At 69.0% G+C, this 17309-nt stretch carries 21 protein-coding genes; 5 read left to right on the forward strand and 16 right to left on the reverse strand.

Annotation, left to right across the window (positions count from 1 at the left end):
* Positions 1-424: 424 nt before the first annotated feature.
* On the reverse strand, positions 425-1180 hold the full coding sequence (locus LV79_RS34910) for an NsdA family TPR-like regulatory protein (RefSeq protein ID WP_486303580.1): 756 nt from the start codon (positions 1178-1180) through the stop codon (positions 425-427).
* An 8-nt stretch (positions 1181-1188) separates the two neighbouring features.
* Positions 1189-1533 carry a helix-turn-helix domain-containing protein gene (locus tag LV79_RS17285; protein WP_253837958.1) on the reverse strand — a complete coding sequence of 115 codons (345 nt, stop codon included), beginning with the start codon at positions 1531-1533 and terminating at the stop codon, positions 1189-1191.
* A 741-nt stretch (positions 1534-2274) separates the two neighbouring features.
* On the opposite strand from LV79_RS17285, the gene LV79_RS17290 reads away from it, so the two are divergent.
* A complete protein-coding gene (locus tag LV79_RS17290; RefSeq protein ID WP_253837960.1) occupies positions 2275-2973 on the forward strand; it encodes a hypothetical protein in 699 nt (232 codons plus the stop codon).
* A 291-nt stretch (positions 2974-3264) separates the two neighbouring features.
* On the opposite strand, the gene LV79_RS17295 is transcribed toward LV79_RS17290, so the two are convergent.
* Genes LV79_RS17295 through LV79_RS34805 form a run of 3 tightly spaced genes read right to left on the reverse strand, consistent with a single transcriptional unit; the run spans position 3265 to position 4791 of the window.
* Positions 3265-3720 carry a hypothetical protein gene (locus tag LV79_RS17295; protein ID WP_253837962.1) on the reverse strand — a complete coding sequence of 152 codons (456 nt, stop codon included), beginning with the start codon at positions 3718-3720 and terminating at the stop codon, positions 3265-3267.
* Positions 3721-3751: 31 nt separating this feature from the next.
* Complete coding sequence (locus LV79_RS17300) at positions 3752-4420, reverse strand: NsdA family TPR-like regulatory protein (protein ID WP_253837964.1); 669 nt, start codon at positions 4418-4420, stop codon at positions 3752-3754.
* Positions 4381-4791, reverse strand: a complete 411-nt coding sequence (locus tag LV79_RS34805) for a helix-turn-helix domain-containing protein (RefSeq protein WP_372495350.1) — start codon at positions 4789-4791, stop codon at positions 4381-4383. The genes LV79_RS17300 and LV79_RS34805 overlap by 40 nt, the downstream gene beginning before the upstream one ends.
* A gap of 381 nt (positions 4792-5172) precedes the next feature.
* Between LV79_RS34805 and LV79_RS17305 the strand changes: the two genes are divergently transcribed.
* A complete protein-coding gene (locus LV79_RS17305; protein ID WP_253837966.1) occupies positions 5173-5601 on the forward strand; it encodes a hypothetical protein in 429 nt (142 codons plus the stop codon).
* A gap of 64 nt (positions 5602-5665) precedes the next feature.
* Positions 5666-5968 (forward strand): hypothetical protein, encoded by a 303-nt coding sequence (locus tag LV79_RS17310; RefSeq protein ID WP_253837968.1) that lies wholly within the window; start codon positions 5666-5668, stop codon positions 5966-5968.
* A gap of 202 nt (positions 5969-6170) precedes the next feature.
* Here the strand turns inward: LV79_RS17310 and LV79_RS17315 are convergent, their stop codons facing one another.
* Positions 6171-6413: a hypothetical protein gene (locus LV79_RS17315; protein WP_253837970.1), complete on the reverse strand. Its 243-nt coding sequence runs from the start codon at positions 6411-6413 to the stop codon at positions 6171-6173.
* Between the two features lie 216 nt (positions 6414-6629).
* Between LV79_RS17315 and LV79_RS17320 the strand changes: the two genes are divergently transcribed.
* The gene (locus LV79_RS17320) at positions 6630-6833 is read left to right on the forward strand and encodes a hypothetical protein (protein WP_253837972.1); all 204 of its coding nucleotides are present in this window, start codon (positions 6630-6632) and stop codon (positions 6831-6833) included.
* Between the two features lie 68 nt (positions 6834-6901).
* A complete protein-coding gene (locus LV79_RS17325) occupies positions 6902-7147 on the forward strand; it encodes a helix-turn-helix domain-containing protein (protein WP_253837973.1) in 246 nt (81 codons plus the stop codon).
* A gap of 61 nt (positions 7148-7208) precedes the next feature.
* On the opposite strand, the gene LV79_RS17330 is transcribed toward LV79_RS17325, so the two are convergent.
* From LV79_RS17330 to LV79_RS17380, 10 genes are all read right to left on the reverse strand, one after another.
* Entirely contained in the window at positions 7209-7598 is a 390-nt protein-coding gene (locus tag LV79_RS17330) for an ATP-binding protein (protein ID WP_253837976.1), read from the reverse strand.
* 328 nt (positions 7599-7926) lie between these two features.
* Positions 7927-9027 carry a transaldolase gene (gene tal, locus LV79_RS17335; RefSeq protein WP_253837978.1) on the reverse strand — a complete coding sequence of 367 codons (1101 nt, stop codon included), beginning with the start codon at positions 9025-9027 and terminating at the stop codon, positions 7927-7929.
* 40 nt (positions 9028-9067) lie between these two features.
* The gene (gene tkt / locus LV79_RS17340) at positions 9068-11179 is read right to left on the reverse strand and encodes a transketolase (RefSeq protein ID WP_253838547.1); all 2112 of its coding nucleotides are present in this window, start codon (positions 11177-11179) and stop codon (positions 9068-9070) included.
* Positions 11180-11644: 465 nt separating this feature from the next.
* Complete coding sequence (locus tag LV79_RS17350) at positions 11645-12028, reverse strand: hypothetical protein (RefSeq protein ID WP_253837980.1); 384 nt, start codon at positions 12026-12028, stop codon at positions 11645-11647.
* A 1203-nt stretch (positions 12029-13231) separates the two neighbouring features.
* Positions 13232-13831, reverse strand: coding sequence for a DUF3618 domain-containing protein (locus LV79_RS17355; protein WP_253837981.1), 600 nt, complete (start codon positions 13829-13831; stop codon positions 13232-13234).
* Positions 13832-13841: 10 nt separating this feature from the next.
* Positions 13842-14252 carry a phage holin family protein gene (locus LV79_RS17360; RefSeq protein WP_253837982.1) on the reverse strand — a complete coding sequence of 137 codons (411 nt, stop codon included), beginning with the start codon at positions 14250-14252 and terminating at the stop codon, positions 13842-13844.
* Positions 14249-14905 (reverse strand): hypothetical protein, encoded by a 657-nt coding sequence (locus LV79_RS17365; RefSeq protein ID WP_253837983.1) that lies wholly within the window; start codon positions 14903-14905, stop codon positions 14249-14251. The genes LV79_RS17360 and LV79_RS17365 overlap by 4 nt, the downstream gene beginning before the upstream one ends.
* Before the next feature lie 846 nt (positions 14906-15751).
* A complete protein-coding gene (locus LV79_RS17370; RefSeq protein WP_253837984.1) occupies positions 15752-16390 on the reverse strand; it encodes a YncE family protein in 639 nt (212 codons plus the stop codon).
* A 27-nt stretch (positions 16391-16417) separates the two neighbouring features.
* Entirely contained in the window at positions 16418-16912 is a 495-nt protein-coding gene (locus LV79_RS17375; RefSeq protein WP_253837990.1) for a YncE family protein, read from the reverse strand.
* A 25-nt stretch (positions 16913-16937) separates the two neighbouring features.
* The gene (locus LV79_RS17380) at positions 16938-17273 is read right to left on the reverse strand and encodes a hypothetical protein (protein WP_253837992.1); all 336 of its coding nucleotides are present in this window, start codon (positions 17271-17273) and stop codon (positions 16938-16940) included.
* Between the last annotated feature and the right edge of the window lie 36 nt (positions 17274-17309).

Raw genomic sequence — 17309 nt, forward strand, 5'->3', positions numbered from 1 at the left:
GGTGACATCGCCGGGCCTGTCCTCCGTCGGCGGCCGCGCCGTCGGCGTCGGTGGGTGCCAAGGTGGCTGCACTCGCGCACCGTCGCGCGCCAGGCCGTGGCCATGTGGTGGACCTCGATCGGCGCGGACGAGACCCGGCTGGCCTGGCACGACAGCCGCCGCGCGCCCGGCTGGCTCACCGTCGGCGCCATCACGGTGTTCTGGCCGGTCAGTGGGTTCTCGCTGCTGCCGGCCGGGGTGGCGGTCGGGGTGTGGGTGGTGCTGATGATGGCCACCCGGAGTATCCGGCGGTGGCGGATACGGCGCGCTGTCCGGCGGCTGGGCCGCCGGGCGATCGGTGTCTTGGTCCTGGCCGTGCTGGCCTGGGAGGCCGGTCTGTGGGGCTGGTTGCTCGCGATCGGGCTGTGGCTGATCGGCGCGGGACTCACCGACCAGTGGCGGGCCCGCGGACGGCTGCTGGCCTGGTTGGTCGACCGGGTGGCGACAACCATGCGGGAGGACCCCGCGAGGTTCGACTTCGTGGCCGCGGACTGGGTGGGCACCAGGCTGGTCGCGGCCGAGTTGGCCGTGCGTGGGCTCGGCCTTCTTGCGCGGTGGCCTGGATCGCGGCCGAGCTTCCCGTGGGGGCGTGGTGTTGGGCGGCGCGGCACAGCTCGATCGCCCGGGGGTAGTCGCCGTCGGTCAGGACGCGCCATGCCTGGGTTTCGTAGCACCAGGCACGGATCTCGGCGTGCCCGGCGTGTCGGGCGAGGCTGGCGGCCGTGCGCAGGTATTCGGTCGCGGAACGCTGATGTTGCAGGTCGATATGGCAGGTGGCCGCCAGGAGTGATAGCCACCCACCAGCCACTACCAAGCGTTGTTTCTCGGCGATCGTGGATCGTTTGTCCAGCAGCGAGTTCACGTAGCCCAGGTACGTGCGCAGTTGCGGCAGCAAGGCAGCAGGCGGGGTGGTCGAGTAGGCGATAGCGAGGTAGTCGAAAGACTGTTCGATGCGAGTGACGGTTTCGTTGGAGACGTCGCTGGCCTCGACCCTTCGCGCCAGTTCCCACGCCAACTCGAGGTCGACCGTGTCGACGGTCGATGTCAAGGGCGGTTGGGAAGAGATGACGGTCGATGCGGTGATCGGTTGGTCTTCAACGCAGTCGACAAGCTGGTCAACGTCCGCGCCTCCCGACCCCATCACCGACCTTACGGCATCACCGCCGGGCAGCCCGTCACCGACGTGTCCGCCGGGACGAGCGTGCCATCCCCTGGTACCGATCGGCAGTTCCGATCCGACAGGAAGGCCACAAGACACGTTGCCGAAAGATCATCTGTGGTGTGGGAGGTCGTCTGTTCGGTGGGCGTCGACGTCTCGTCCAACAATTCGACCAGGCGAGCCACCGAGATCTTGAGCAAGTCGGCCAGCTCGGGACGTTGGTAGAACTGCGGACTCCGGGTGCCGGACTCCCAGCGCCCGACCGTCGAGCGATCCACACCCACGGCCTCGGCGAACTTCTCCTGGGTGAAACCGGCCCGCTTCCGCGCCGCCACCAATCCCCGACGCCGAGTTCGAATACCACCTGCACGCCGAGCGTGTGGCTGAGGGATCGTTCGTGGTCGTGCCGGTAAGGGTGATCTCGCTACCGGCATGGATGTTCGCTCGACGGAACCCCGCCGCTCACGGTGGCGGTGCTTGTTACCTCGACAGTGGCCCGCGGCAGCGATGGATCCAACGACGACCGCCACAGATCCGGTGACCCGCTTGACGGTCAGGTCGCCGCGCAATGTGTCGGTGGTGCGGGTCGAGGCGGGCGCCGGTGAAGGTGATGTCCAAGCCAGGCCGCGTCGAGGTAGGTCGATGAGCAGGACCTGGGCGCCACGGCATGTGTCGCCGCCGGTGAACCTCGACGACGCGGATCGCCGGGGCGGTGGGGTCGGCGATGGCCGCCCGGACTGTGACACTCCGGTCGGCGAGCGGCAAGGAACCGGAGACCAGGCCGAGAACGTGCATGGCGTGAATCGGACCGTGGACCGATTCGGGTCGACGGTGCAGGTCCCCGGCATGAACTCGTGGTCAGTCAGGCTGCCCACGGTGTATGGCGTGGATCGGTACCGCGACAGCGAAAGCGGCGTCGGACTGCCAGCCGCGCGGGCGTTTCGCATGCGTGAGCCAGGCCTGGCCGGACGCGGGAATCACTCCGTTGGCGGCGGTCAGCCCCAGGGCGAAACTGGCACGCTGAGCGCACGCGGGCAGGGGAGTGCCCGGAAGCGTTGACGAGCAGGGGGTTCACGATGAAAACGGCAATCCTGTCGAAGGCAGCCGCGGCACTCTTGTCCGTGGCGGCGCTCTGGTTATCGGTGACAACGGCGCCACCGGCGACGGCCGCACCCAGCTGCTCGGTGAACGACAGCCGCTCTGTGCCGGGTGGATACCTCGTCGACCTCCGATGCGGCAGCAACACCCACACCGCCGTCGGAACGACGCTCAACGAGGCCTACAACGAAGCAGCCGCCCTCGGGCAACTCGCCGCCGCCACGGGCAACGCTTGCAGCTACACCCGGCACAACGCCATCCCGGGCGGATACATCGTCGACATCTCCTGCACCGGCGGCTACTACCACACCGCGGCAGGCACCACACTCACCGACGCCACCACCGAGACCCGAGCACTCGCACAACTGGCCGCAGGCACAGGCAAGCACTGCGCCCAGTCCAGGCACAACCCCATCCCGGGCGGGTACGTCCTCGAGCTCCAATGCACCGGCGGCTACTACTACCCTGCGGCAGGCACCACACTCACCGACGCCACCACCGAATCCCGAGCACTCGCACAGCTCGCGGCGAACACCGGCAAGCACTGCGGCTACACCCGGCACAACCCCATCCCGGGCGGGTACAGCGCCGAGATCTCCTGCACCGGCGGCTACTACCACACCGGAGTCGGCGGCACCCTGACCGAAGCCTTCCGCAGAGCCCGCTCAATGGCATGACCACTCGTCACCGCACCCATCGCGGTCCGACACGATCCAGGCTTCTCACCGCTCCCGCCGGGGACCGGGTTCGCACTGACTCGGTCTCCCGGCGACGGCCAGTGTGCGCGGTAGATGGCGTCGGGAAGCAGGCCGATGGCCTCTTCGACGGTGAGTACCGCGCGGCGGGTACCGTCGGTGAGCCGAACCTGGCCCAGCCTTTGAACCGGGCCAGGTGAGGACGGCGTTGCCGAAGCACTCCTAGCGACTCGACACCATCGAAGCATGGCAAGTCGCAAGAATTAAGCACCCTCAAAGTGCGCCGTCAAGCAAGCCGCGTAGGTGCACTGCGCCATCACGCAAAGTGGGCGGCACCTTCGCGGCATCGACAGCCCCCAATGCTCCCGCGAGAATCGTGGCCGTTCGCCCGGATCCGACTTCGCGGATGTATGGTTCGAGATGCGATACGAGCGTTTCCGCTTGTCGCCAGGCACCGACCGCGACCAAGCTCTCGAACAAGTATGTTGTGCGACTGTACAATCCCCTTACCCGATACTTCGGGCTATGCGCGAGTGCATCAGCAAAGATATCAGCGGAACGACCATGGTTGCCTTGCGCGGTCCGCACCTTCGCTTCAAACCAGGCGAACTGGATACCGTCTACCCAGTAGGCCCACGTCGGGCCATCCGCACCGAGGCCGTCCAGGAACAGATTGTGCGCCTTGGAGAACGCCCTGTCGGCGTCGGCATGTCGTCCTTGCAGCGCCAACGCGTGGGCGCTGCGCGCCTGAAACAGCGCCTCAACCCGCGGGGGGACGATCGTTCTCCAGCACTGACTCCGCGATACTCAGAGCTTCGACAGGACGATCAAGATATTCGGCTTGCATGGACATGTTCTGGAGCGTCAAGATTTCCAGACTGCGATCTCCTGCCAATCGCAAATAGTGCAGCGCTTCGTGATTGAGACGCCGCGCCTCGCGCTGCCTACCCGCGTCGCAGAGCAGCCAGCCAGCAATTTCGGCAAGTTCCCCTGCGGTCGAGTAAAGATCACGCCGCAACGAGCGCGGCCACCGACTGGCGCCAACTCGCCGATGTGTCGAGTGGAACAAGCGCAGAGCCTGCGCCGACGCCTCATTACCGCCGAACTGGGCATCCATCATCAGGAGATGACACATTTTCAGACGGACCGACTCGATGTACTCGGCGGTGATCGGTTCACTCCGCGAACCCGCCGGCATGGATTCGTCGCCGAGACGGTCCCCGCCCGCGACGAGGGCTCGGCCATCCGAGGTGATGGCCCGACTCGGAGGGGCCGAATCCGTTCGTCGTGTGGACGATGGCGCGTCGAGCGGCGTGGGTGTCGTATCCGGGTGCGTTGACCCGCTCTGCATCGGGAGGGTCGCCATGTGCCCCTCGCCTGGTGGCTCGCTCAGTAATTCGCCCAGCCGCTCCACCGGGATCTTGAGCAATCGGCCAGCAACGGATGCTTGTAGATCAACGGACTCCGACTACCGGATTCCCAGCGCCCGACCGTCGAGCGATCCACACCCGCGGCCTCGGCGAACCTTTCCTGGGTGAAACCTGCCCACTTTCGAGCCGCGACCAAGCCGACCCGCCGGGGCTGGATTCGTCCCATCGGTGACCTCCGCGCACCGATCCTGTCGACGATCAAGCAAGTATTCCCGCAGGCCAAGGCTGCAGGTGCACCACAAGTGCCCCATCTTGGCCGCATGGCTGGCGCTGTTATGTCACATCCGACGCCACAACCATGCACCACACACCGATGCGAACACCTCCCCGGAGGACACAACGGTGGAGTCGATCCGCGATGTCGATTCATTGTGAGCGTGCGAGATGAGATTCGAGAGTCCGGAAACGTCGGGAACCGCGACACCAGCACGTCGGGAACCGCCCCGCTCCACGCTCGCGTGGCGGGACTAGCGCTCCCCACTGAGGCCACGCCGATGAACAGCCTGTACGTGGCCTTCCAGTGGACGGCCGCTGCCAGGGAACCGGTGCGAGCGCGCCGATCATCGCGGGACACCGATCGGCCACGTGCGCTCCTTCGGAAACAGGTCACCGGACGGCCGGTGGCGGCATGACCGGAGTGTCGGCATCGACGGCCGTAAAGGGCGCTCAGTCAGAGTTCGATGTGGTGCCCGGTGCGCACATCCACTGTCGTCACGCGAGGTCCGGCGCCCGTGATGGCGCGCCCGCGACGGTGACGGCGACCTGTTTCCGGGCGGCGTCGTGGGCGATGAGCGCCTGCTGGCACAAGGGGGCGGCCAAGCAGGTCGTGCTGCATGTCGGCGGGGAGCACTCGACGTGGCCGCGCCCGGAGCGGGTCTCGCACCCGCGGGGCGCGTTGCGAACCCGGGTCGAGAACGGCTCGCGCGCCGGGCGGCGCGTGGTGCTCGACGTCCTGGTCGACGACCAGGTCGTGGCGTCGGTGCATCTGGTGCCCGACCGCTACGGATCGTGCGGTCTGTGCCCACCGGTCGACACCTCGGACTCGCCCACCGATACGTCCGGCATTCCGTCTCCGCGCGCCGGTCACCGCCTCACGGGCAGGGGCTCGCCGGTCTGCGCCGGTTCGTCCACCTCCGGCACCCGCATCCGGCGTGCCGTGTCCTCGGGGAGTTGCTCATGACGACCTCTCGCCGTTCGACCCCCTGCCGCTGATCCGCAGGCCCGTGGGGGCGGTGGCCCGGGACGTGGAGCTGGCGCGCGGGTGGGTGGTGCGGGAATGGCCACGGCTGACCGCCTTGTCGCGCGGCGTCACGCACGCCGACGAGGTGATCGCGGTGAACACAGCGCTGGCCGTCGTCGCGGGCTGGATCGGCGAGGAGCAGGAGGCGCTGCGCGGCGCGACTGGCGGCGACCGTGGCGGCGGAAAGGCGTCGGGACGACAGCGCGGTCATGGTGGCGGCGACTCGGTGGTGCGAGGTGGCCGTCCGCGCGGGAGACTATGTCAGTGCGGTGGAGGCCGGGTTCCTCGCCGCTGGATGCGCGGATGACGGACTGTTCGTCGGGACGCGGTTGCGGGCGCTGGTGGCCTGGGCGGCCGCGCAGTGCGCGGCCGGGAACACCGCTCGGGCCACGGAAATCCTGTCTTGCCCTGAGGTCACCGCACTGGTCGAGGACCATACCGGCGCGCGATGGCGGCTGATGGACGGCCAGGCGAGGGTCGCCGCCAGGAGTCCGCTGTCAGTGTGGGCGTCAACCCGGCCTGCGGCTCGATGCCCGCTCCCGCCGGGTCGGTGGCGCGGTGGTGCGCGCGGTGCGCTGGTCCACGACGACGCGGTGCTGGCCGCGGGCGTGGTGGGCCACCGGCGACAGCAGGGACCAGCCCCCGCCCGGTGCGCCGCTGACCGCGGTGTTGCCGATGGGGCGTTGATCGGTCTGCGTGGTGAGGCCAAGGCTGAACAGCGGACTCGTCGCGCGAAGGTGGCCGAGGCTCACCTCGCAAAGCTGGCGACCTAGGGTTCGCCGGCGGCCGACCTGTGCAACTTGTTGATGGACCGCTCGTGCCAGCCGGAGTGTCTCCTGATGCCCTGCTGTCGCCAGCCAATCTGCGGCGCGACCTGGAGCGCTGTTGGTCAGGCACCCGTGCTTCCAGGCGCACGTGACACCGGGCCACGCCGATCTCGGCGGCTTCGGATGGTGGGTGACTTACGCGTGCGGGCGCTGACCCGGTCCCGCGCGGCGCCACAGCGGGCGCGGGCGTGGGTCGTCGATATCTCCCCCGACGGCGACCTCGTCTGGACCCGCGACGGCGGCCTGATCGAGGTCATCACCCACCTCGCCGCCCTCCCCCACCCGGACGACCCCCTCGCACCACAACTGATCATCGGCCGCACACCCACGCTCTGGACACCATGACCCCACCACAACCCCGCACCGGTCCTACCGGCAACTGGGACGACGTCGCCGCCACCATCCGCGAACGCATGGCCGAGCTGGGCATCACCGAACAACAGCTCGCCGCTCGATCACGCGTCTCGCGCGCCACCCTGAACGAACTCGCCCACAACACCCTCCAGCGCAGCCGCAACCCCCTCACACTCTCGCGCTTGTCTCGGGCACTCAATCTCGACCCCGGCCACATCCACCGCATCGCGTACCGCCCCGCCGTGAGATCACTGGCGGGGCTCGAGGCCGCACTCGCGCGCGGTGCTCCCACCGGTGATCTATAGATAGTTCTGTTCGACGGCCTTGGCGTACTGGCTTATCAATGTTTGAGTACGGATACGGTTGTCAGCGTGGGAAGACCGCGACGAGGGTGCTGACCCGGGTGTCGGGGTCGGTGGTGAGGGTCACCCTGTCGGTCACTTCGCCTATGACGCGTAGTCCGTCCACCGCCGCCGGGCCGGGGTCGGTCCAGGCGAAGTGGTCGGTGGCGGTGAGGACGACGACGTCGGGGTCGACGTGCAGGGTGAGCGTGGCTTCGGAGCCGGTGCTGCCCGGGCGGCCGCGGAGGTGGTCGATGGCGCTGCTGAGGGCTTCGCTGGCCGCCCAGACCACGTCGTGGCGGGCGTGGTGGGTGATGGCGCAGTCCGCCATCCAGCCCCGGACCCGGGCACGGATCGAGGCCAGCTGCTCGACTCGCACTGGCACCCTCGCGGTGAACACCGCCCACTCAATCACGCTCATATGGTTCGGATGCCCCGCCCCCGCGAATTTCACGCCTGGTGCGGCCGCCTATGACCGACCGCACAGCGTCGTCGCACGGTACGGGCAAGCACGAGGGGGATGGAGTGCTTCGTGGACGGTGGTGGTGACGGTGAGCAGGTCGAGCGGGCCGGGGTCTTCAGGACGCGGTGCGGTGAGCCGATCGCGTCGGCACCACGATCACCGAGGTTCCCGCGCTGCGTTAGCGGGTCGCCAACGTGCGGCGACATGAATAGCATCGGGAAGCACCGGCGAACCTGGCTCCGCGCGCACAAAGTGCAGGTCATGGCGTGGGTGCGGCCGCCTACTCCTTGTCTCTGAGCTCCGAGCGGACCGATTCGGTGAGCTCGTCCCAGGAGTCGACGAACTTCTGGATGCCCTCGTCCTCGAGGACTGCGAAGACGTCGTCGAGGTCGACACCGGCATCAGCCACGGCTTTCATGACCTGCATCGCCTCGTCGTAGGTCTTCGGGATGGGATCGCCGGGGTTGCCGTGGTCGGCGTAGGCCTTCAGGGTGCTTTCCGGCATGGTGTTCACGGAGTTGGGCGCGATCAGGTCGCTGACGTAGGAGGTGTCGGGGTAGTCCTGGTTCTTCACGCCGGTCGAGGCCCACAGCGGGCGTTGCGTCGCCGCACCCTGCCGCTCCAGCACTCGCCACCGGTCGGAAGAGAACACCTGCTCGTAGGCCTGGTAGGCCAGCCGGGCGTTCGCCAGCGCGGCCTTTCCCTTGAGGGAGGGGTCCACTCCGGTCTCGTCCAGGCGCCTGTCGATCTCGGTGTCCACGCGCGAGATGAAGAACGACGCCACCGACTCGATCCCGTCGAGGGATCCTCCGTCCCGCAAGCGCTGCTCCAGACCGGACAGGTAGGCGTCCATGACTGCCCGGTACCGCTCGAGGCTGAAGATGAGCGTGACGTTGACGCTGATACCCCGCGCGATGGATGTGGTGATCGCGGCCAGGCCTTCCCGTGTCGCCGGGATCTTGATGAACAGGTTGGGCCGGTCGACCAGCCACCAGAGGTGAGCCGCTTCCGCGGCGGTGGCATCGGCGTCGTGCGCCACCCCGGGCGAGACCTCCAACGACACCCGGCCGTCACGGCCGGTGCGCTGCGCCACCGGAGCGAGCACGTCACAGGCGTCGCGGACATCGGCGGCGGTGATCGTGCGCAATGCCTCCCCGACGCTGATCGTGCGGATTGCCATCGCGTGCACCTGGTCGTCGTAGGAGTCCGAAGCGCTGATCGCGGCGGCGAAGATGGTCGGGTTCGTGGTGACACCCACGACGGAGTGGTCCTCGACCAACGAGCGCAGCTTGCCGCTGTGGATGAGATCGCGGGACAGGTCGTCGAGCCAGACCGCGACTCCTGATGCCGACAGTTCGGCCAGGTTGTCGTTCTGTGCCATGGCAGTGCCTTCCGAGTTCGCGGGGTGGGGAAGCAGTGGGTCAGCGGTCACCGGTGGGGGTGTGCAGCACGCCGGCGTTGTCCGGGCCGAGGGGGGCGATCGGCGGCGCCGCGGCCGCGATGAGGCTGTCCCGCGCCGCGGCGACGACCGCGTCGGCGGTGAGCCCGAACTGCTCGTAAAGCACGGTGTAAGCCGCGCTGGCGCCGTAGTGGTCCAGGCTGACGATCCTGCCCGCGTCGCCGACGAACTCCCGCCACCCCAGGGATATGCCTGCCTCGACGCTCACCCGGGCGCGCACCGTGGGTGGCAGCACCTGCTCCCGGTAGGCCCGGTCCTGGGCGGCGAACCATTCCCAGCACGGCAGCGACACCACTCTCGTCGCGACGCCGTCGGCCTCCAGCACCTCTCGGGCGGTGATGGCGATCTGCACTTCGGAACCGGTGCCCATCAGGATGACTTCGGGCGTGCCGCTGGAGGCCTCGGCCAGCACGTACCCGCCTCTGGCCACTCCCTCGGCGGAGGCGAACTTCGCGCGGTCGAGAACGGGCAGGTTCTGCCGGGACAGCGCGAGCCCGGCCGGGCGGTCGTCGTGCTCGAGAATGGTGCGCCAGGCGACCGCGGTCTCATTGGCGTCGGCTGGGCGGACGAAGTCCAGGCCGGGGATGGCCCGCAGTGCCGCATAGTGCTCGATCGGCTGATGGGTGGGGCCGTCCTCGCCAAGTCCGATGGAGTCGTGTGTCCACACGTAGACGACCGGGAGCTGCATGAGTGCGGCCAAGCGGACCGCGCCGCGCATGTAGTCGGAGAAGGTGAGGAACGTGCCGCCGTACACGCGGGTTCCGCCGTGCACCGCGATGCCGTTCATGATCGCGCCCATGGCGTGCTCGCGGACGCCGAAGTGCAGCGTGCGCCCGTACGGGCCGCCCGACCACATCTTGGTCTGCCGGGACGCCGGAAGGAACGAGGCCGTTCCCTTGACGGCGGTGTTGTTGCTCTCCGCGAGGTCGGCCGAACCGCCCCACAGCTCCGGCAGGACCGGGTACAGGGCGGCAAGGACCTCACCGGAGGCCTTCCTGGTGGCCACGCCCTTGGGGTCGGCGTCCCACGTCGGGAGGTCGTCCGCCCAGTCTCGCGGCAGCGTCCGGGTGGACAGCCGCTCCAGCAGCGCGGCGCCCTCGGGATTGCCCGCCCGCCACAGGTCGAAGCGTTGCTGCCACTGGGTGTGCGCCTGCTTGCCGCGCTCCGCGACTCGTCGGGCGTGCTCGAGCACCTCCGGGGCGACCTCGAAGGTCTTGTCGGGGTCGAAACCGAGGATCTGCTTGGTCGCCCGGACCTCGTCCTCGCCCAGCGCCGATCCGTGCGCGGCGCCGGTGTTCTGCTTGGTCGGCGCGGGCCAGCCGATGATCGTCCGCAGCACGACCAGCGACGGGCGGCCCGCCTCCGCCTTGGCGGCGGCCAGCGCGCGGTCGACCGCTGCCAGGTCCTCGCCGTCATCGACGTGCTGCACGTGCCAGCCGTACGCCTGGTACCGCGCGCCGACGTCCTCGGTGAACGCGATGTCGGTGTCATCTTCGATCGAGATCCGGTTGGCGTCGTAGATCAGGACCAGGTTCCCCAACTCCTGGGTGCCTGCCAGCGACGACGCCTCGCCACTGACCCCCTCCTGGAGGTCGCCGTCGGAGGCGAACACCCAGATCGTGTGGTCGAACACGCTCTCACCCCCGCCGGCATCGGGATCGAGCAAGCCGCGCTCGCGACGAGCGGCCATCGCCATGCCGACGGCGTTGCCGACGCCTTGGCCGAGCGGGCCGGTCGTCGTCTCCACACCGGGCGTGTGGTTGACCTCGGGGTGGCCCGGTGTGCGGGAGCCCCAGGTGCGCAACGCCTGCAGATCTGGGAGTTCCAGGCCGTAACCGGAGAGGAACAGCTGGATGTAGAGGGTGAGGCTGGAATGTCCCATTGACAGGACGAAGCGGTCGCGACCGGCCCAGTTCGGGTCGCCTGGGTCGTGCCGCAGCCACTTCTGAAACAGCAGGTACGCGGTGGGGCTCATGCTCATCGCGGTGCCGGGGTGGCCATTGCCTGCCTTCTGCACGGCGTCCATAGCCAGTACACGCCCGGTGTGGATCGCGCGGCGGTCGAGATCCCCCATCCCCTCAGGGAGGCCGGGGCGCGGCTGGGAGGGGTTGCCGGTGGGCGCGTCACTCGCGGCCTCGGCGGGTGCCTCAGCCCGAGTGCTCTTCGTCCCCGCAGCGGGATCAGTCTCGTCGGCAGTCATCAGATGCGGTTCTCCCTGGGGTGCGGCTGTGGACATTCCGGCGGCGAGCGGGTCAGGCGAGTGGGGTGTGGTTCAACGCCTTGGCGAGGTCGCCAGAGGTGTCGTAGGTGGTGGCGCAGTCCTGCTGGAGCTCGTCCCCGAAGCCGCCGGACCGCACGACGATCGCGGGCGTCCCAGTCCACCCCAGGCCGAGCGCGCCATGGGGTTGGCGGCGGTGGTCGGTCGGGGGCCGGGGTTGAAGACGCGTGTTCCGGCGCCGGTGATGTCCATCGGGATGTGGGAGTGACCGAACACCACGAGGTTCGCGTCGGGAACCGGCGGGACGGGACGACGACCGGGTCATCGCGTTGTTCTGCCTTCGCGACTGCCGACGTAGGACCGTCGGCGGAGTGTGGCGAGCCAGCGCGGACCGGAGGACGGCGGGACGAAGGCGATTTCGGTATCCGTCGCGGTGGTGAGGACCAGGTGTCCGACCACGGCGTCCGCCACGGTGAGCGTGAACCGCAGGGGCGCGAACGGTTCCAGGGAGTCGAGTCTCGCGTCAGCGGGCGCGTGCGTGGCGCGAGCGGTCACGACCTCGGCGATGAACGTCGTGATCGTGCTGAAGTGCGCTGAGGTCCAGGCCCGGGCGGGGAACGGGAAACGCGCGGCGCTGCTGGAGAGCAAGAGGTCCCAGGGCTCTTCCGCGGCGACGCGGATGGCCAGTCCCAGGATGTCCGGCACGTTCCCGGGTAGGCCGATCCCTCTGGACAGACGGACGACCGCTTGACCGCCTTCCCTCGGCAGGCGCAACCACTCGGGGCAGTGAGCGGTGGCACTGAGGGTGGCGATGAAAGTCCTCCCTCGCGGATGGAAAGCACGAGCCCGCCTGAGGCGGGCCAACATTCGAAAGCCGGCCTCGATCACAGATGACGGCTACCACAGCCCGCCGTGCGCAAACCTCACCACGGCGAAGGCGGTCACGACGCGTCGAGCTCGGCCTGGCGGCTTCGGGTCAGGTGCCGCACAAGGGGCGGACCAGGTCACGCATGGCGGCCGAAGGCCTGAGTCCGAGCTCCGCGCGCAGTTGCGCGCTAAACCGGCGGTTCAGTCGTGACGCCTTGGCCAGATTGCCCACGGCTAGGTGTACTTCGACGAGCGTCCTCTGTGCACTTTCCGCAGCGGGTCTGCGTGCACTGCGGCCATCGCGGTCCGGTACGCGAGGTAGTGGCCCTCGGACGTCACCGCTGCGGCCGTGGCCGATCACCCAGTGGTCGCTACGATCGCGGGCGGGATGGACCCGCAGCAGGCCAGGTTGCAGACCGCCCGGCTCGACAAAGTGACCGACGATCCCGGTGTGCGCGACATGCTCGGCCCGCGACACCGCCCACTGGAACATGTGGCTCGCCGCGATCGAGGAACTCCAGGGCCAGTTGCGTCGAGCGGTGGGCGAAGGGTTGGCTTCGAGTGCACGACCGGCTCCTGACCTTCCGACCGCCGACCATGGCTAGCGAAGGTTGAAGGGATCGCCGTCAGCGCGGGATCTGGGCACGTCCCGACGAAGTGGTCCCATCGTAACTCGGACGACAACCCCGGCGCACGATGGAGCCCAACGAGCCGTCCCCACGACGGCCTGCAGCCAATGTCCCCCAAGACAACCGCGAACTGCTGGGCGTGCGCCCCTGCGTCGGCACCAAGAACATGCCGCCATAGGGTTAGTGATCGAGGGAGTGGACATGGGGACTCGTGGTGAACCAGGTTTGGCGGTTACCTCGCTTGCTTGCCAAAGACCACCTGTAATTGGACCGCGTCGTTGCCTGCGGTGTCGGCTGGCGAATCACGGCGATAGGCGTCGAGTAGCGACGATCTGCGCCTGCGAGAGGCGCCGGAGGGTGCTGGGTATGCTCACACCCTCCGGCGACCGCGCGGACGACCGCGTTCGGTTGGTTACGACTTCGCGGTACTCTTGACATCCTGTGACGCCGACTTGGCCTCGTCGGTCACCGCTTGGGCGGCATCCGCGGCGCTGGATCGCACCGACTCGACGGCCTCCTGTGCCGGTTCGCGTAAGGCCTCACCCGCCTGTTGGGCCGCCGCGCCGAGGTGTTCACCCATCGGGCCCGCGACCTGGTCCTTGACCTTCTCGGCAGCCTTCTGTTCGGGCTCGCTCGCCGGGGCGAGGGAGGCCACCAACCACCCGGCACCGAAAGCGATCAAACCCACTGCCAGCGGGTTGCCCGCTGTGTTCCGGCGGATCGCGTCGGGAGCCTCCTGCACGGCCTGCACCGCGGCCGACGCTCCAGCGGACACGGCGTCGGTGACCCCGCTCGCCGCCTGGTGCGCCTGCCCTCGGCTCGGACCGGGCTTCGGCGAGGGCGCGCCCATCACGGTGTCCCGGACGCCTGACACGGACCTGCGCAGACGACTCACCTTGCGGTGCACCACCCTGCTCGGGGTGACCTTCTCCGCCAACGCGTCGACGTCGGCGCTGAGCACACGCTGCGTGCCCTCGATCTCTTTGCGCAACTGCTCGGGATCTGTGCTCACGTTGTGTTCCTCACTGGGGCTTGAGCGTGTCGGGGACCTGCTTGAGGGTGTCCACGGTGCGTTCCGGGACGGGGTCGACGCTGCCGAGCGCACTGCGGCCGGACGCGTACAGCGCGGCGCCCACGACCGCCCAGAGTGCGGCGACGACGAGTGCGGACCAGCCCTCGTCGATCACGTTGGCCAGCCCCCACCACAGGGCGAAAGACAGGAACAGCACAACCATGTAGCCCGCGAAACCCGCACCGCCGAGCATCCCGGCACCGCGAGCCGCCTTCTTCGCCTCGGACGTCAGTTCAGCCTTGGCGAGCGCGAGTTCCTGGCGCACCAACGTGGACAGGTCCCGCGAGATGTCGCCCATGAGGGCACCGACCGAGACCCCTTCGACGTCGCGCGGCGGGATGGCCGGTGTCGGCGGCGTCATGCGAGACCGGGCCTCTGCACCGATGTGGCGGGTGCGCCCGCGGGGACCGGGACGGGTGGGACGAACGGCGTTTCCGCCACCGCGTGCCGCGCCGAAGCCGTGTCCGCGACAGCGGGCCGGATGGGGTCGCGGTGCTCCGCGGCGCTGTCCCGGTCACCGTCGGACCGGCTGGCAGCGGTGAGACCGCGGGTCAACCGACCGGCGAGCACACCCGCGGCCAATGCGCCCGCGAGGAAGGCGCCCGGTTTGCGCCTGGCGAACTCGCGCACCTCTTCCACCAGGTCACCCGGCTCGCGGTCCGATAGCCAGGACGCCGCGGTCCGGGTCCGCCGGGCCGTCTCCCGGACGACGTTGTCGACCAGACCAGGCTGTTCGGAGTGCTCCGACAGACCATCGAGGTGATCGGCGATGGTGTGCAGCCCGTCCGCGGCTTTGCGCTGGGTGTCCTTGGCCTGCTCGCGCACCTGGTCGAGTCCCTTGTCGACCATGCCGCCAACCTGGTCGCGGGCCTGTGCGGTAACCTGCTTGACCCCCTCCGCCGCGGTGTCGGCGACCTGCGACCCGCCCGAGGCGACAGCGGCGCGGACACCCGGCTCGGCGGTGCCGCTGCGGGTGGGGGGCGACGGCGCGTAGCCGCCGGGTTGCTGCGTCATTCGGTCCTCCTGGGGACTGGGACGGCTTCGTGGCAACGGCCTACCCGTGAGATCTGCGGCAAAACACCGTGCTGGCAAGGTTTTCACAGGACGGACAACGGGCAGCCTTCAGTGGTTCGTCGAATCGACCAACCAATCGGTTGCGAGTGCCGCTACCGCACTAGCTGACGATGACTGCCATAGCGGCGCACATCGATTACCGCGGCCACCGTGGGGGTGGTTTCGGCACCAGTACCTCCTCGGCCACCAGCCCTTCGGCGCAACCCAAGATATTTGGTCCCAAATGGACCGTAGGTGCGGTGGGCACGAGCGAAACTCGGACGCACGACGGCGACGTGACCTATCAACGCTGCGGACCCGCCCCTGCTGACTGGACGCGCGCTGCCACGTTCACCAGCCTCTGCGTGCGCATCAGCGGTCTGTTGGACCGCACCCACTCCAACAGACGAGACACCACAACTACGTCGCCTGCACCGCGCGGATCGCCTCGGCACTGGGCTTCACCGACCCATCACGCGACCAGGCGGAACTGGTCGCACGCCTGGGAGGCGTTCCGGCCCGAACAGCGCGCTCCGCATTGCGGGCCCGCGACGCCCGGTTCCCGCTGCTCGACCCACCACTCCCCTGGCTCGCGCGGATGCCCTACGCCGCCATGGCAACAACCGCGTTCGCCGCGCTTCCATCCTGGGACACGGTCACAACTGGGTTGCCCGGCCTTGACGGCACGTCGCTGCCAGTCTCCGAGCACTTTCTGCTCCGCTCGACCCGATGGGCCATGACAGGCTGACGCTCCTGCTCTGGGTGATCAGGTTCAACCCAGGTGCCGGTTCATAGTCCTTCTGTTTCCTACATCCCGAGGAGCCGCACGCGCGCGGTCACGCCGCCTGCGGCAGCGTGGGACTGCTTGCGATGACCTGAGGCGAACAACGTCCGTCCCCCGCGAGGGACGGACGTTGTTCGCCTTCTGTGGTGGTGCGCGCCGAGGTCAGGGGCGCAGTGTGTGCAGGGTCGGGGTGTCGTTCGGCTCCTCGTGGGTGATGGCGAACAGCCGCTGGCGGTCGGGTGACCAGGCCAGGCCGCGCGGGGACGCGGTGCCGGGTAGGGAGTAGGTTGTTCGGTCGGGACGGTGCCGCCGAGGCGGTACAGGGCGATGTCGTCCCCGGTGGTGTGGGTGCTGGTGGCCAGGTACTGACCGTCTGGGGAGACAGCGACGGCGTTGGGATAGGGGCCGGTGGCGTAGGCGCCTCGACGGGAGAGGTCGGTGGTGGCGAACCCGTCGACCTGGGTGCGCGACCCCGCGGCGGTGAACAGGGTCGCGCCGTCCGGGGTGAGGGAGACGTCGGTGAGGTTGCTGCCGACCGCACCGCCGCTCGCACCAGGCACCAAGGCGCCCGCGGCGACGGAGAAGACATGCACGTTGGACAGGCTCAACTCGAGTTGGCCCACCACCACCGGGCCGTCCTCGTCCGGGGTCGCGGTGACCACCGGGGCCTTCTGGAAGGTGGCCCCGCCCTATTGGTCGAGTGCGACCGCGGGCGGGGTGGTCGCGGTGTCGAGCTTGCCGACCCGTCCGTTCCAGACGTCGTCGCAGCCGTAGTCGAACCACACCGCGGTGCCGGTGCGGGTCAGGTGGGTCGGGCAGGTCTGCGGCCCGGTCGCGTGCCGGGCGGTCTCCACCAGCCGCTCGGTGCCGATCACGGAGATGGCGTCGCCCGAGGCCAGCGCCACGTAGAGGCTGCGGCCGTCCGCGCTGAGCACCAGGCCGGTCGCCCCGTACTGGCCGGGCAGCGTCTTGACCACGCGGCCGCTGAAATCGGTGACCACAACCGTGTTGTTGGCCGACCCGCCGGTGACGAACAGCCGCCGGTTCGCCTGGTCGACCACCAGGTCACCGAAGTCGGTCAGTGGCAGTGCGGTGCCGGTGGCGTGTGCGGCGGGCGCCGCGAGCCCGGACCAGGCCGCCGGCACAGCCACTACCGCGGCAACGGTTCGCTTGCCCCGTCCCATGATTCCTCCCCCGTTCGTCGTGTCATCAGTTGCCGGACCCCGCGCGGGCGCGCCGCGAGCTGAACCACGCCCACGCCACGGCAACGGCGGCGGCCGCGGTGATCCAGAACAGCAGCCATCCCCAGGCGTAGAGCAGCCCGTCCTGGCCGGACCGGCGCTCGGTGGGGCCGAAGATCAGCATCAGCACCGGGACGCCGAGGGAGGCGCCCAACGCGGTCCACCCGGGCAGCACGCACGCCAGCAGCACGGGCACCGCGTACAGCGCGGCCACCACCAGTGCGGGGCCGACCTCGGCGCCCTTGACCAGGACAACCACGGCGGCCAGCACGAACCCGATGGCCACGCACACGAGCTTCTTCATCTCCGACACCCTTCTGCCGCCCGCCGGGGCGGCAAC

Source organism: Actinokineospora globicatena (genome assembly GCF_024171945.1).
In the GTDB taxonomy this organism is placed as follows: domain Bacteria; phylum Actinomycetota; class Actinomycetes; order Mycobacteriales; family Pseudonocardiaceae; genus Actinokineospora; species Actinokineospora globicatena.

Coding starts and splice junctions, on each gene's coding strand:
- LV79_RS34910 (WP_486303580.1), bottom strand. CDS start 1,180: ATGGGGTCGGGAGGCGCGGACGTTGACCAGCTTGTCGACTGCGTTGAA.
- LV79_RS17290 (WP_253837960.1), top strand. CDS start 2,275: ATGAAAACGGCAATCCTGTCGAAGGCAGCCGCGGCACTCTTGTCCGTG.
- LV79_RS34805 (WP_372495350.1), bottom strand. CDS start 4,791: ATGAATCGACATCGCGGATCGACTCCACCGTTGTGTCCTCCGGGGAGG.
- LV79_RS17325 (WP_253837973.1), top strand. CDS start 6,902: ATGGCCGAGCTGGGCATCACCGAACAACAGCTCGCCGCTCGATCACGC.
- tal (WP_253837978.1), bottom strand. CDS start 9,027: ATGGCACAGAACGACAACCTGGCCGAACTGTCGGCATCAGGAGTCGCG.
- tkt (WP_253838547.1), bottom strand. CDS start 11,179: ATGGGGGATCTCGACCGCCGCGCGATCCACACCGGGCGTGTACTGGCT.
- LV79_RS17360 (WP_253837982.1), bottom strand. CDS start 14,252: ATGACGCCGCCGACACCGGCCATCCCGCCGCGCGACGTCGAAGGGGTC.
- LV79_RS17365 (WP_253837983.1), bottom strand. CDS start 14,905: ATGACGCAGCAACCCGGCGGCTACGCGCCGTCGCCCCCCACCCGCAGC.
- LV79_RS17375 (WP_253837990.1), bottom strand. CDS start 16,912: ATGGGACGGGGCAAGCGAACCGTTGCCGCGGTAGTGGCTGTGCCGGCG.
- LV79_RS17380 (WP_253837992.1), bottom strand. CDS start 17,273: ATGAAGAAGCTCGTGTGCGTGGCCATCGGGTTCGTGCTGGCCGCCGTG.